This is a genomic window from Winogradskyella sp., assembly GCF_045105575.1.
Lineage (GTDB): Bacteria > Bacteroidota > Bacteroidia > Flavobacteriales > Flavobacteriaceae > Winogradskyella.
Map to the genome: position 1 here is coordinate 1 of NZ_JBGCDQ010000068.1, position 13,784 is coordinate 13,784.

General features: G+C 33.9%; 14 protein-coding genes. 10 read left to right on the forward strand and 4 right to left on the reverse strand.

What is annotated here, in order from left to right; genetic code table 11:
- Positions 1 to 118: 118 nt before the first annotated feature.
- Positions 119 to 964, reverse strand: coding sequence for a transketolase (locus AB8B52_RS14295; RefSeq protein WP_406029302.1), 846 nt, complete (start codon positions 962 to 964; stop codon positions 119 to 121).
- A 367-nt stretch (positions 965 to 1,331) separates the two neighbouring features.
- On the opposite strand from AB8B52_RS14295, the gene tgt reads away from it, so the two are divergent.
- From tgt to AB8B52_RS14345, 10 genes are all read left to right on the forward strand, one after another.
- Entirely contained in the window at positions 1,332 to 2,462 is a 1,131-nt protein-coding gene (gene tgt / locus AB8B52_RS14300) for a tRNA guanosine(34) transglycosylase Tgt (protein WP_406029304.1), read from the forward strand.
- 242 nt (positions 2,463 to 2,704) lie between these two features.
- Positions 2,705 to 3,781: an LptF/LptG family permease gene (locus AB8B52_RS14305; RefSeq protein ID WP_406029306.1), complete on the forward strand. Its 1,077-nt coding sequence runs from the start codon at positions 2,705 to 2,707 to the stop codon at positions 3,779 to 3,781.
- Positions 3,768 to 4,676, forward strand: a complete 909-nt coding sequence (locus AB8B52_RS14310) for a DMT family transporter (RefSeq protein ID WP_406029308.1) — start codon at positions 3,768 to 3,770, stop codon at positions 4,674 to 4,676. The genes AB8B52_RS14305 and AB8B52_RS14310 overlap by 14 nt, the downstream gene beginning before the upstream one ends.
- Positions 4,677 to 4,818: 142 nt before the next feature.
- On the forward strand, positions 4,819 to 5,772 hold the full coding sequence (locus AB8B52_RS14315) for an acetyl-CoA carboxylase carboxyltransferase subunit alpha (RefSeq protein WP_406029310.1): 954 nt from the start codon (positions 4,819 to 4,821) through the stop codon (positions 5,770 to 5,772).
- Between the two features lie 168 nt (positions 5,773 to 5,940).
- Entirely contained in the window at positions 5,941 to 7,473 is a 1,533-nt protein-coding gene (gene dnaB, locus AB8B52_RS14320) for a replicative DNA helicase (protein WP_406029312.1), read from the forward strand.
- A 72-nt stretch (positions 7,474 to 7,545) separates the two neighbouring features.
- Complete coding sequence (locus AB8B52_RS14325) at positions 7,546 to 8,580, forward strand: AI-2E family transporter (RefSeq protein WP_406029314.1); 1,035 nt, start codon at positions 7,546 to 7,548, stop codon at positions 8,578 to 8,580.
- A 62-nt stretch (positions 8,581 to 8,642) separates the two neighbouring features.
- Entirely contained in the window at positions 8,643 to 9,560 is a 918-nt protein-coding gene (locus AB8B52_RS14330) for an aminotransferase class IV (protein WP_406029316.1), read from the forward strand.
- The gene (locus AB8B52_RS14335) at positions 9,553 to 10,278 is read left to right on the forward strand and encodes a sulfotransferase family protein (RefSeq protein ID WP_406029318.1); all 726 of its coding nucleotides are present in this window, start codon (positions 9,553 to 9,555) and stop codon (positions 10,276 to 10,278) included. Before AB8B52_RS14330 ends, AB8B52_RS14335 begins: the two co-directional genes overlap by 8 nt.
- Positions 10,279 to 10,598: 320 nt before the next feature.
- On the forward strand, positions 10,599 to 11,783 hold the full coding sequence (locus tag AB8B52_RS14340; protein ID WP_406029326.1) for an asparagine synthetase B: 1,185 nt from the start codon (positions 10,599 to 10,601) through the stop codon (positions 11,781 to 11,783).
- Positions 11,784 to 11,822: 39 nt separating this feature from the next.
- Complete coding sequence (locus AB8B52_RS14345; RefSeq protein WP_406029320.1) at positions 11,823 to 12,245, forward strand: secondary thiamine-phosphate synthase enzyme YjbQ; 423 nt, start codon at positions 11,823 to 11,825, stop codon at positions 12,243 to 12,245.
- On the opposite strand, the gene AB8B52_RS14350 is transcribed toward AB8B52_RS14345, so the two are convergent.
- From AB8B52_RS14350 to rpmI, 3 genes are all read right to left on the reverse strand, one after another.
- Positions 12,219 to 13,022 carry an HAD family hydrolase gene (locus tag AB8B52_RS14350; protein WP_406029322.1) on the reverse strand — a complete coding sequence of 268 codons (804 nt, stop codon included), beginning with the start codon at positions 13,020 to 13,022 and terminating at the stop codon, positions 12,219 to 12,221. The two genes, AB8B52_RS14345 and AB8B52_RS14350, sit on opposite strands and share 27 nt — an antisense overlap.
- Before the next feature lie 102 nt (positions 13,023 to 13,124).
- Entirely contained in the window at positions 13,125 to 13,469 is a 345-nt protein-coding gene (rplT, locus tag AB8B52_RS14355) for a 50S ribosomal protein L20 (RefSeq protein ID WP_406029324.1), read from the reverse strand.
- Between the two features lie 101 nt (positions 13,470 to 13,570).
- Complete coding sequence (rpmI, locus tag AB8B52_RS14360) at positions 13,571 to 13,768, reverse strand: 50S ribosomal protein L35 (protein ID WP_020897364.1); 198 nt, start codon at positions 13,766 to 13,768, stop codon at positions 13,571 to 13,573.
- Positions 13,769 to 13,784 lie beyond the last annotated feature (16 nt).

Sequence of the window (13,784 nt, forward strand, 5' to 3'; positions counted from 1 at the left end):
ACTCTAAACTCTAAACTCTAAACTCTAAACTCTAAACTCTAAACTCTAAACTCTAAACTCTAAACTCTAAACTCTAAACTCTAAACTCTAAACTCTAAACTCTAAACTCTAAACTATTTTAATAATCTCCCAAAGTTTCAGGATTTTGAGCTAAACCTATAGCCAATTGCTCATCATTAGGTGCTTTTCCATGCCAAGCATGTGTGTGCATCATAAAATCCACGCCATTGCCCATTACGGTGTGCAGTAAAACACATACAGGCTTCCCGTTTCCAGTTAACGATTTTGCTTCTTTTAAACCTTTAAGCACAGCTTCTAAATTATTACCTTCTTCAATGTCTAAAACGATCCAGCCAAAAGCTTCAAATTTTGCTTTTATGCTTCCCATTGGCAATACATCATCGGTAGCGCCATCAATTTGTTGCTCGTTTAAATCGATGGTACAAATAATATTATCCACCTTCTTGCCAGCAGCATACATTATAGCTTCCCAATTCTGACCTTCTTGTAATTCTCCATCTCCATGAAGACTATACACTAAATGATTGTCATTATTTAATTTTTTTGCCTGTGCTGCTCCAAGCGCTACAGACATGCCTTGACCTAATGAGCCAGATGCGATTCTGATTCCCGGAAGACCTTCATGTGTGGTTGGGTGACCTTGTAAACGCGAGTTGATGAGTCTGAAGGTATTCAGTTCTTCAACAGGAAAGTATCCAGATCTTGCTAAAACACTATAGTAAACAGGTGAAATATGTCCGTTTGAAAGAAAAAATAAATCTTCTCCAATACCATCCATATCAAAATCAGCCTTAGTTTCTAAGAGTTCTTGATAAAGTGAAACAAAAAATTCGGCACAGCCTAGAGATCCACCTGGATGACCAGAGTTTACTTTGTGTACCATTCGTAAAATATCTCTACGAACTTGTGTAGTTAAATCGGTTAATTCTTTAATGTTTGGCATGTTTTGTTGCTTATAATTTGTGCTACAAAAATACCTTTTTACTTAAGTCTTTCAAAAGTTGACATGATGCACTTATTAACGAATTGCACGATTTGCTAACAATAGTATTAGAATTCCAAATTCCAAATTCTAAAACCCAAAAGCCAAAAGCCAAACGCTAAATTCCAAAAGCGAAATACATCATTCAGGATTTTAATTCTAATTTAAGACGGAATACTAAGGAGTTATTTATATTTGCCGACTGACTTATAATTCATAATACAAGTATATTGAAAGTTTGGGCAACCAAAGGAAATTTTAATTGCCAACACGATAGTTGTATTCGGTGAAACCAATGGTATACGCTGAAAAACATTAAGTATAACACATGAAGTTTAAAAGAGTAGCAAACGATAAAGAAACCAAGGCGAGAGCAGGAACGATAACAACAGATCATGGTACCATAGAAACACCTATTTTTATGCCAGTTGGTACTGTGGCTTCTGTAAAAGGAGTGCATCAAAGGGAGTTGAAAAATGATATTAATCCAGATATCATTCTTGGAAACACCTATCATTTATATTTAAGACCGCAAACTACGATCTTAGAACAAGCTGGTGGTTTGCATAAATTTATGAATTGGGATCGCAATATTTTAACTGACTCTGGTGGTTATCAAGTATATTCATTATCTGCAAACAGAAAAATTAAAGAAGAAGGTGTAAAGTTTAAATCACACATTGATGGGAGTTACCATGTATTTACTCCAGAAAATGTGATGGAAGTTCAACGCAGTATTGGCGCAGATATCATTATGGCGTTTGATGAATGTACGCCTTATCCTTGCGATTATAATTATGCGAAGCGTTCTATGCATATGACGCACCGTTGGTTAGAACGTTGTTTAACACATCTCAAAAAAACACCATTTAAGTACGATTATGAACAAACATTTTTTCCGATTGTTCAAGGCAGTTGTTACAAAGATTTAAGGGAACAGTCTGCGGAATATATCGCCAATGCTGGTGCTGAAGGAAATGCTATTGGTGGTCTCTCAGTAGGTGAACCAGCAGAAGAAATGTATGCCATGACCGAAGTGGTGTGTAATATTTTACCAGAAGACAAACCGCGTTACTTGATGGGAGTGGGTACACCAATCAATATTTTAGAAAATATTGCGTTAGGTGTAGATATGTTCGATTGTGTAATGCCAACACGTAATGCCAGAAATGGCATGTTGTTTACAGCTCATGGTTCTATAAATATTAAGAATTTGAAATGGGCTAATGATTTTTCGCCTGTGGATGAGATGGGAATTACATTTGTAGATACGGAATATAGTAAAGCGTATTTAAGACATTTATTTACTGTGAATGAACTTTTAGGAAAGCAAATAGCAACCATACATAATTTAGGATTCTATTTATGGTTAACTCGTGAAGCAAGAAAACATATTATTGCTGGTGATTTTAGAGCATGGAAAGAGAAAATGGTAAAGCAAATGGATAATCGATTATAGAATTTAAATTTGAAATGGCGAAGTGTGCCTTAAAAGTGAATTTAGGGATATTTTTTTAACACTATTTTTTTAAAAAAAACTAACGTCATTTTGATTTAACGACGAAATTATTAAACAACAAACAACAAACAACAAACAACAAACAACAAACAACAAACAACAAACAACAAACAACAAACAACAAACAACAAACAACAAACAACAAACAACAAACAACAAACAACAAACAACAAACAACAACTTTGAAAATCCTTGATTGGTACATATTAAAGCGTTATTTATTTACATTCTTAATGATGTTATTACTGTTTATTCCTATTGGAATTACAGTGAACTTAGCAGAAAAAGTAGGTCGTATTATAGAAAATAACGCTCCATTAGGAGAAGTGGTCATTTATTATATGAATTTTACGGTTTACTTCGCAAATTTATTATTTCCGTTGTTTTTGTTTTTGTCTGTAATTTGGTTCACCTCTAAGCTAGCTAATAATACAGAAATTGTAGCCTTTTTAAGTTCGGGAGTATCATTTTCAAGATTTTTAAGACCTTATATAATAGGAGCAACTATTGTCGCCAGTTTAGGTATGTTTTTAGGAATGTATTTAGCTCCAGTAGCAAGTCAAGGGTTTAATGAATTTAAATTTAAATATTTAAGTAAGCACAAAAGCGTGCAGCAAACCAAGGACGTGTATCAACAAATTAATGATAACGACTATATTTATGTAAGTAATTTTATTCCTAGAAATAACTCAGGACAAAACTTTACGTACGAGCATTTTGAAGGCAATGAACTAAAATATAAAATGTTTGCAGATAGAATCAGCTATATTGAAGCAGACAGTGCTTACAGACTGACCAATTATATGAAACGTTCGTTTGAAAATGGTATTGAAACCATTGAAAAAGAAAATCGAAAATTATTAGACTTACCCTTTGAGCTTGAAGATTTAACACCTGTACAGTACGCAGCAGAAACAAAATCTTATGGCGAATTATTGCGTTTTATTGCTGCCGAAAAAAGACGAGGTTCACCCAATATTGGACGTTACGAAGTGGTTAAATTAAGAAAATGGAGTTTACCTGTCTCTATTTTTATTCTTACAATTATTGCCGTTGCTGTATCGTCTGTAAAGAGAAGAGGTGGTATGGGAGCTAATCTTGCCGTTGGTATTGCCATTGCTATGATTTATGTGTTTTTTGATAAAGTTTTTGGTGTTATGGCAGAACAATCTGATTTTTCGGCTGTAGTAGCAGTATGGTTTCCTAATGTAATATTTGGTATTTTAGCCATATACTTACTGCAAAATGCCAAACGTTAAATTTAAGCACTATCTACATTTACATTTTCTGGTTATAATAGCTGGTTTTACAGCTATTTTAGGAAAAAAAATCACCATAGATGCTTTAGATTTAGTTTGGTATCGCATGGCAATTGCCGGAATTTTAATGTTCATCTACATAAAAATTATTAAGTTAAATATTAAGATTTCAAAACAAACGTTTTTACAATTTTCAGTAGCAGGTGTTATTATTGCCTTGCATTGGATTACGTTTTTCGAAGCCATTAATCAAGCCAATGTTTCTATAGCTTTGGCCATGTTTTCCTCAGGTGCTTTTTTTGCTTCTTTCATAGAACCTATCTTTTTCAAACGTCGTATTCTAGGTTATGAAATTGTTTTTGGTCTCGTGGTGATATTGGGAGTTTTTCTTATAACAAGTAGTGAAATGGGCTACATCAATGGTATAATTCTAGGTTTGTTTTCGGCTTTATTTTCAACACTTTTCGCCGTAATTAATGGTCGTTTTATTGAAAAACACAGCGCTACAGTGATTTCGTTCTATGAGTTTATTAGTGGAGTAATTTTTTTAACCGCATTTATACTCTTATCAGGTAAAACATTTAATGCAGAGTTTTTTACCTTATCTAATGAAGATTGGCTGTATTTGTTTATCCTAGCTTCGGTTTGTACAGCTTATGCTTTTATTGGTTCTGTAGACGTAATGCGTTATATAAGTCCATTTACAGTCATCTTAAGTTATAATTTAGAACCACTTTATGGCATTGCTATTGCCTTATTTTTGTTTCCTGAAACAGAACAAATGTCACCACAATTTTACATAGGTGCTATTCTCGTTTTAGTCACCGTTTTATGTGATGCTGTTTTCAAAAATTATAAAGGACGAAAAAACAAAACAGGTGCAATAACCGATTAAAGTTTTTATATTTTATTTGATTATGTCTATTTTTGATAAATAAGACAAAGAGAACCTACTTTTTAAATATTCTTTCTAAAAAGTAAAATAGAATACGTAGGTTTGTCTCAACTAACACAATTAAAAACAAACTTCAAATTGTATGGAATACTTAGAGTTTGAATTACCCATAAAAGAATTAGAAGACCAGCTAGATAAATGTCAGATTATAGGAAAAGAAAGTGATGTAGACGTCACAGAAACCTGTAAGCAAATTGAAAAAAAGTTAGCGGAAACTAAAAAAGATATTTATAAAAATCTTACGGCTTGGCAACGTGTGCAACTATCGCGTCACCCAAATAGACCTTATACTTTAGATCATATCAAAGCACTTTGCGGTGAGACGTTTTTAGAATTACATGGAGATAGAAATGTAAAAGACGACAAAGCCATGATTGGCGGTCTTGGTAAAATCGGAGACCAAACGTATATGTTTATAGGGCAACAAAAAGGATTTAATACCAAAACCAGACAATACCGTAATTTCGGAATGTCTAATCCAGAAGGTTACCGTAAAGCATTACGCTTAATGAAATCTGCTGAAAAATTTGGTATTCCTGTTGTCACATTAATTGATACACCAGGCGCTTATCCAGGTTTAGAAGCTGAAGAGCGAGGACAAGGAGAAGCTATTGCCAGAAATATTTTAGAAATGGCACGTCTTAAAGTTCCAATTATCACCATCATTATTGGTGAAGGTGCATCTGGTGGAGCTTTGGGTATTGGAGTAGGAGATCGCGTGATGATGTTAGAAAACACATGGTATTCTGTAATCTCACCTGAATCTTGTTCCTCAATTTTATGGAGAAGCTGGGAATATAAAGAGCAAGCAGCTGAAGCTTTGAAATTAACGGCAAAAGACATGAAACGTATGAAACTTGTCGATCAAATTATAAAAGAACCACTAGGCGGAGCACATACAGATAGAGCTAAAGCATTTTCTGCTGTAAAAGATGCTATTTTAAAGTCTTATGAAGAGCTTAAAAACTTATCACCAAAGGATCTTGTGAAACAACGTATGGAAAAATACGATGCCATGGGAGTCTATAAAGATTAAATCCAATAAACATAGGGTACTAAAAAAAACTGAAGCTATGGCTTCGGTTTTTTTTGTCGCTATTAACAATAAATCAAAGTTATTAACAGTTGAATTGTTGACGACATGTTAAGATTGAAAATCAATCAAAACAAGTTCATCAACACTATTTAGCTATTTTTGTTACTTATGAAACAACCCAATCCAGTACAAGGCTACAAGGTCGATAAAAGCACTATAATCAGCTTAGAGAAAGGAAAAATTCCACCGCAAGCACCTGATTTAGAAGAGGTTGTTCTTGGTGCAATGATGATTGATAAAAAGGGTGTTGATGAGGTTATCGATATCTTAAGTCCAGATTCATTTTATAAAGAAGCTCATAAACACATCTTCGAAGCTATTTTCAAATTATTTGAAAACAGTGAGCCTATTGACTTATTAACCGTTTCAAGTCAGTTAAAGAAAGATGAAAAGTTAGATGCCGTTGGAGGCGATTTTTATCTTATTTCGTTAACACAACGTGTCTCTTCTTCTGCGCACATTGAATTTCATGCTAGGATTATTCTTCAAAAGTACATTCAACGCAGTTTAATTAAAATTTCCAACGAAATTATTGAAGAAGCTTATGACGAAACCAGAGATGTTTTCGATCTTTTAGATACTGCTGAAGCTAAATTGTATGAAGTTACTCAAGGTAACGTTAAAAAATCAACAGAATCGGCTCAGAGTTTAGTCATTCAGGCTAAAAAGAAAATTGAGGAGATGTCTAATAAAGAGGGTATGAGTGGTGTGCCTTCAGGTTTTGATAAGCTCGATAAACTTACATCGGGTTGGCAACCAAGTGATTTAATTATTGTTGCTGCGCGTCCTGGTATGGGTAAAACGGCATTAACGCTTACTATGGCAAGAAATATTGCCGTAAACAGTAATATTCCTGTCGCTTTCTTTTCTTTGGAAATGTCCTCAGTACAATTAATAACCCGTTTAATTTCGAGTGAAACAGGCTTGTCTTCAGAAAAATTAAGAACAGGAAAACTTGAAAAGCACGAATGGGAACAACTCAACGTTAAAGTAAAAACCTTAGAAAAAGCACCGTTATTTATAGATGATACTCCATCGCTATCCATTTTCGATTTAAGAGCAAAAGCACGTCGTTTGGCATCGCAGTTTGGGATAAAAATGATTATGATTGATTATTTGCAATTAATGACTGCAGGTGGAAGCCAGAAAGGCGGTAATCGTGAACAAGAAATTTCTATGATTTCTCGTAACCTAAAAGCATTAGCGAAAGAATTAAGTATTCCGGTTATTGCGTTATCACAATTATCGAGAGCTGTGGAAACACGTGGTGGAAGTAAACGTCCTTTATTATCAGATTTACGAGAATCTGGAGCGATTGAGCAAGATGCCGATATTGTATCTTTTATTTACCGACCAGAATATTATAAGATTGACGAATGGGATGATGAAGAACGCTCGCCAACCGAAGGTCAAGGTGAATTTATTGTGGCAAAACACAGAAATGGTGGTTTAGAAAACATCCGATTAAAGTTTATCGGTCACTTAGGTAAGTTCGATAATTTAGATGATTTTGATACTCCTTTTGGCGAATTTCATTCTAAAATGAATGCTGCGGCAAATGATAATACATTTACACCAGATAAATTCCCTTCTGCATCAGATGCCTTTGGTGGACCAGAGGATGATGGTGTTCCTTTTTAACAGGTTTTTAAGGATTTCAACATTGTTTTTTAACCTATCTTTACCGTCGCTATTTAAAAAGAAGATTGCCTCATGTTAGACCAAAGACGTACAACAAATGTTTTGTTGATAATCATAGTAGTTCCTTTATTGTTCTATTTATTAAAGATTTTGTCTTTTATATTTATTCCGTTGATTTTTTCAATGTTTATTGCATTATTATTTCTTCCTATAATGCGATGGTTAGGACGCAGAAATATACCAAAAGTACTAAGTATCATCATTGTTTTGTTAATTGTTGGTATCGGCTTAAAATTAGGTGTTGAATTGATACAACTCTCAAGCCGACAAATTTTGGCAAATAATACAGAGTTTTTATCAAAAGCCGAATTGAAATTAGCAGATCTAAAACTCTACTTGTTTGATAATTTTGGTATTGAATTTGAACAAGAGCATAGTTTTCTTGGTCAATTTTTTCAGAAAGAAAATTTGGGTTCTACCCTTGGGTTTTTAAACTCATTTTTAACTGGTTTGTTAATGACCGTATTCTTTGTAGTTCTGTGGTTAGCAGAATCCATTAACGTTCATAAATTATTAAATAATACCTTATTAAAGCGAAAACATACGTCGATTAAAACCTTCATGAAAATTGAAAATGATTTAATTAAATTCATAAAAGTGAAGTTTTTAGTCAGTGCCTTAACAGGATTATTCACTGGACTCATGTGCGTATTTTTTGATGTTAGTTTTCCTATTTTCTGGGGATTATTTGCCTTTGCTATTAATTTTGTGCAGATGGTAGGTTCATTTATATCTGTGATTTTATTATCTATTTTTGCCTTTGTAGAATTAGATCCAACAAGTACATTATTCTTTTTCATATTAGCCATTAGTTTAGTACAAGTGACGTTTGGAGCTGTTTTAGAACCTATTTTTATGGGAAAATCTTTTTCTATAAATGTCATTGCCGTATTAGTCATGTTGATGTTTTGGGGATTTCTTTGGGGAATTCCAGGTTTAATTATGGCAATACCGATTACCGTGTTTATCAAAATTATTTTAGACCAGTTTGAAGGTACCAAAGTCATAGCAAGTCTTCTTTCTGGGAATGAAACGACTTTAGAGTAAATCTCACTATTAAATCCTAAAAATTATAATTTTAAGTATCTTTCTACTCTAAAATTATAGTTATGGTTCATGGTACACACAATGCTTTAGAAGATTCTAGAAATAATGATATTCTTATTTCAATCAATGATCAATTATTTCCACGAAACGACGCTAAAATTTCTGTTTTCGATAGTGGTTATTTAGTTGGTGATGGTATTTGGGAAGCTTTACGATTGCATCATGGTGTACTGGTTTTTTTAGAGCATCATTTTGAACGTTTATGGAGTGCAGCAGCATCCGTTGGTATGCATTTACCGTTTACTAAAGACGAGTTAACTGCTAAAGTTTGGAATACGCTCAAAGCAAATAAGATGACAGACGGAGTTCATGTAAGAATCATGGTAACTCGTGGCATCAAAAAAACACCTTCGCAAGATCCGAGACTGACGATTTCTGGACCTAATGTGGTCATTATTCCAGAATATAAAACAGCGTCTAAAGATTCAAAAGAAAAAGGCATTACACTTTTTACGAGTACCATTAGACGAGGTTCTCCAGATTATTTAGATCCAAGATTAAACTGTCATAGTAAACTTCACGAAGTGCAAGCGCTCATCCAAGCCATACAAGCTGGTGCAGATGAAGCTTTGATGCTCGATATTCATGGTTTTGTGTCCACCTGTAATGCGACTAATTTTTTCATCGTAAAGCATAATGAAGTTTGGACTTCTACGAGTAAATATTGTATGAATGGCATTACAAGAGCCAAAGTAATTGAAGTTTGTAAAAACAATAATATACCCTGTTTTGAAAAAGACTTCTCCCTTTTTGATGTTTATAGTGCTGATGAAGCCTTCGTAACAGGAACTTTTGGTGGCTTAACACCAGTGACTAAAATCGATGGACGACAAATAGGTGAGGGTAATTACGGATCAACCACAAGAAAGCTCGATAAATTATACGAAGCCTTAATTGAAGACACCGTAAATAATGGATAGTATAAAACGTATTTGCCTATGGTCCGGACCACGAAATATCTCAACGGCATTAATGTACTCCTTTGCACAACGCGGAGATACTAAAGTTTTTGACGAACCTTTATATGCTTACTATTTAAAACACCATCCTGAAGCGCACAAATATCATCCAGGTACTAATGCTATTTTAAAGTCTATGGAGAATGATGGTGACAAAGTAGTGGATATGATGCTTAAAAATGGTGAAAAACCAGTGTTATTTTTTAAGCACATGACGCATCATTTGTTAGGTTTAAATCGTGATTTCATGAAGAAAACCATTAATATTATTCTAACAAGAGACCCAAAAGATATGTTGCCTTCTTTTGATAAGGTGATTCGTAACCCGACTATTGATGACGTAGGTTATGCGCTTCATGTAGAATTGCTGAATTATTTTAAAGCCAATAATATCCCTTTTGCTGTTTTAGATTCTAAGAAGGTATTGATAAATCCAAAAGCAACCCTCCAGAAATTATGTGACTTTGCAGATATTTCTTTTGATGATAAAATGCTGTCGTGGCCACAACATCAGCGACCAGAAGACGGTGTTTGGGCAAAATATTGGTACGCTAATGTGCATAAGTCAAATGGTTTTATGAAACACAAGGTTAAAGATGAACCATTTCCGAAGCACTTAAACGCTTTATTAAAGGAGTGTCAACAGTATTATAACGCGCTTATTAAATTTTCTCTTTAACGATTTGTCGTTTGTTTAATTCTAAGGCCAGAGCTATCTTGGTGTCAATTAAACCTTATTCAATTTTTGGGTATTTGACTTTTGTAGGTAGAAGTATGAAAGAGAAGTCATATCGAAGTTCTTAGAAGCTATTTTTATCTGAGTACTTGCAAATGTTTTTTAACTTTGGTTTCCGTCTTAAAAGAATTATAAATAAAGAGATGGAAGACTAAAATTTAGTTATATTTCGTTCTAATATTATGAAATTGAAAAATTTATTAATTATCCTTTTTATGCTCTTTTTGAGTATCAAAGTTCATGCGTCGTATATTCTAATTCCGATGGATGCTGAAACACAAGAGAATCACCTTAAAGCTTATGGAGTTACCTATTGGTCTTTAGAGCGCGAGCTTAAGGTAAAATGGCTTCTTAATTATAGAGGAGGCTCTTTTTTATTGCCAGATGCTGAAATTCTTCAGCGCGAATGTCAAATAAGAGGGGTTTCGTTTGAAGTGATTTCTGATGCGAAAGCTGCTCAAATTTTGGAAGAAATTGCAAGTCCGGCTGTAAATCAAGAAGCCGTTGTTTTAGAAAAAGCACCAAAAATTGCGGTCTATACTCCTTATGGAAAGCAACCTTGGGATGATGCGGTAACTATGGTGTTGACCTATGCTGAAATTCCATATGAAACCATTTACGATGAAGAAGTTTTAAAAGATGAATTGTTACTCTACGATTGGTTGCACTTACATCATGAAGATTTTACAGGACAATATGGTAAATTTTACAGAGCCTATCGTTCTGCAGCCTGGTATATTGAAGAAAAGAAAAATGCAGAAGCTCTAGCAGAGCGATTGGGTTACAGTAAAGTTTCTGACGCCAAGTTAGCTGTGGCTCTTAAAATCAGAGATTATGTTGTTGGTGGAGGCTTTATGTTTGCCATGTGTTCTGCAACAGATAGTTTTGATATTGCACTTTCAGCTGAAGGCATAGATATTTGTGAACCGATGTTTGATGGTGATGGCAGTGATCCAAGTTATCAGAATAAAATAGACTATACCAAGACCTTTGCTTTTAAAGATTATATATTAGAACGTAGCCCAAATGTTTATGAATTTTCGTCAATTGATATGACTCAGAAGCGAAAAATTCCTAAAACAACGGATTATTTTTCTTTGATGGAATATTCTGCGAAGTGGGATCCAATTCCTTCTATGCTTACACAAAGCCATACCGCTTTAGTTAAAGGGTTTATGGGACAAACTACCTCGTTCACCAGAGACCTTATAAAATCTAATGTGTTGGTAATGGGTGAAAATAGAACCAATGGCGAAGCAAAATATATTCATGGTATCAAAGGAAAAGGCTTTTTTACATTTTACGGAGGTCACGATCCTGAGGATTACACACACAGAGTAGGAGATCCAAAAACTGAATTAGACTTACATCCAACATCACCTGGTTATCGTTTAATTTTGAATAATGTGTTGTTTCCTGCGGCTAAAAAGAAGAAACAGAAGACATGATATTAAAGATTTAGTTTGAAATTCCTAAAGTAATATTGAATGCAATGTTTTCAAAAAGAAATAAGACTTAGGTCGTTTCCGAGAGGTTTTCATTTAGTTACTTCTGAGGTGTTGAATGCTATTCCAGAAATTAGGAATATTACTATTGGTCAATTACAAGTATTTATAAAACATACCTCTGCAAGTCTTACTATAAACGAAAATGCAGATCCTACTGTGAGATTAGATTTTGAAAGCCATATCAACAAAATGGTTCCTGAAAATCAGGCGTATTACAAACATACTTTAGAAGGTTCCGATGATATGCCAGCCCATTTAAAAGCATCTTTAATGGGAGCTTCGGTTCAAATCCCAATTACAAACGGACAACTAAATCTGGGAATTTGGCAAGGTATCTATCTTTGTGAACATAGAAATAATGCTTCAGGAAGACAATTAGTCCTTACAGCTTTCGGAAACTAAGGATTCTAAAATAAGTTCTACTCCAAACTCATCATTGCTGGTCGTTTCAAAATTCGCAACAGCCTTTACATTAGGATGTGCATTAGACATGGCATAGCTATATTTGGCACATTTCAATAGTTCCAAATCATTATTGTAATCTCCAAAAGCCATGGTTTCTGATGGTTTTATATGATGAATTTTTTGCAGAAAAGTCACTGCATGTCCTTTATTGGTGATGGCATCCGAAATATCTACCCAGTGATTTCCTGAAACTACGACGTTGAATTCGGGCTTTAAATGTTTAACGAATGGATAGATATGCGCTTCAGAATTTGTAGTATGATATAATGCTATTTTTATAACAGCGTCTTTGATGTCTTCAAAAGTATCAATGATGGTATAATTAGAATAATATTCTGAAAAGGTATGGATTAAATCATCTTTAGTTCTTAAAATAAAGGCTTTCTGTTTGGTACAGAAAATAGGGTAGGTGTCTTTAAGATTTGAAACTAGATGGTATAATTCTGATAATTTCTCAGTTGGAATACTATTAGCAAGTAAAATTCTTTCATTTTGAATAATGAGGCCTCCATTTTTAGCTACAATAGTGATATCCTCTTTTATAGGTTGAAGTTTTTCTACAATGCTATAATAGGGTCTACCACTTGCGGCAACAAACATAATATGTTGTTGTTTTAGTATTTTGAAGACTTCAAAAAAACGGTGACTAACCTCGTGATTAGAATTTAATAACGTACCATCCATATCAGTGACAACCATTTTTACATCTTTCATATACAGTATTGTTTGTTTAGAGTTTTTTAAATAAAAAATCCGATTCAAATTAATGAACCGGATTTTATAAGCGAAATGTTGTTATTAATTTGGCTAAAAGCCTTATTTTACTTTGTTTACTACTGCTTCAAAAGCTTCTGGATGATTCATTGCTAAATCGGCAAGAACCTTACGGTTTAATTCGATATTATTAGCTTTTACACCTCCCATAAATTTTGAATAGCTCATTCCATGCTGTCTTGCACCTGCGTTAATACGCATAATCCATAACGAACGGAATGTTCTCTTTTTTACACGACGGTCTCTGTACGAATATTGCATCGCTTTGTCAACCGCATTTTTTGCTACTGTCCAAACGTTTTTACGTCTTCCGAAGTAACCTTTTGCTTGCTTAAGAACCTTTTTTCTTCTGGCTCTTTTTGCTACTGAATTTACTGATCTTGGCATTTTTTTAATTGTTTTTTTGTAGTAGGCGGTCTAAATTGACACTTGCTAAATTGTTTTGCCTAACTCCAGGGTTTATAATTTGTTAACCGACTAAAACGTTTTTACTTTAAACGTAACATCGTTTTAATATTGTTCTCATCTGCTTTGTGTACCAAACCATCATGAGTCAATTTTAGCTTACGCTTTTTAGATTTTTTTGTCAATATATGACTCTTAAAAGCATGCTTTCTTTTAATCTTACCAGTGCCAGTTAGTTTGAAACGTTTCTTAGCACTCGATTTTGTTTTCATTTTAGGCATTTTATCCTCTTTTTAA

Bases quoted from the DNA above. Each gene is read 5' to 3' on its own strand.
- AB8B52_RS14295 (WP_406029302.1), bottom strand. From the start codon at position 964: ATGCCAAACATTAAAGAATTAACCGATTTAACTACACAAGTTCGTAGA.
- tgt (WP_406029304.1), top strand. From the start codon at position 1,332: ATGAAGTTTAAAAGAGTAGCAAACGATAAAGAAACCAAGGCGAGAGCA.
- AB8B52_RS14310 (WP_406029308.1), top strand. From the start codon at position 3,768: ATGCCAAACGTTAAATTTAAGCACTATCTACATTTACATTTTCTGGTT.
- AB8B52_RS14315 (WP_406029310.1), top strand. From the start codon at position 4,819: ATGGAATACTTAGAGTTTGAATTACCCATAAAAGAATTAGAAGACCAG.
- dnaB (WP_406029312.1), top strand. From the start codon at position 5,941: ATGAAACAACCCAATCCAGTACAAGGCTACAAGGTCGATAAAAGCACT.
- AB8B52_RS14325 (WP_406029314.1), top strand. From the start codon at position 7,546: ATGTTAGACCAAAGACGTACAACAAATGTTTTGTTGATAATCATAGTA.
- AB8B52_RS14330 (WP_406029316.1), top strand. From the start codon at position 8,643: ATGGTTCATGGTACACACAATGCTTTAGAAGATTCTAGAAATAATGAT.
- AB8B52_RS14335 (WP_406029318.1), top strand. From the start codon at position 9,553: ATGGATAGTATAAAACGTATTTGCCTATGGTCCGGACCACGAAATATC.
- AB8B52_RS14340 (WP_406029326.1), top strand. From the start codon at position 10,599: ATGGATGCTGAAACACAAGAGAATCACCTTAAAGCTTATGGAGTTACC.
- AB8B52_RS14345 (WP_406029320.1), top strand. From the start codon at position 11,823: ATGCAATGTTTTCAAAAAGAAATAAGACTTAGGTCGTTTCCGAGAGGT.
- AB8B52_RS14350 (WP_406029322.1), bottom strand. From the start codon at position 13,022: ATGAAAGATGTAAAAATGGTTGTCACTGATATGGATGGTACGTTATTA.
- rplT (WP_406029324.1), bottom strand. From the start codon at position 13,469: ATGCCAAGATCAGTAAATTCAGTAGCAAAAAGAGCCAGAAGAAAAAAG.
- rpmI (WP_020897364.1), bottom strand. From the start codon at position 13,768: ATGCCTAAAATGAAAACAAAATCGAGTGCTAAGAAACGTTTCAAACTA.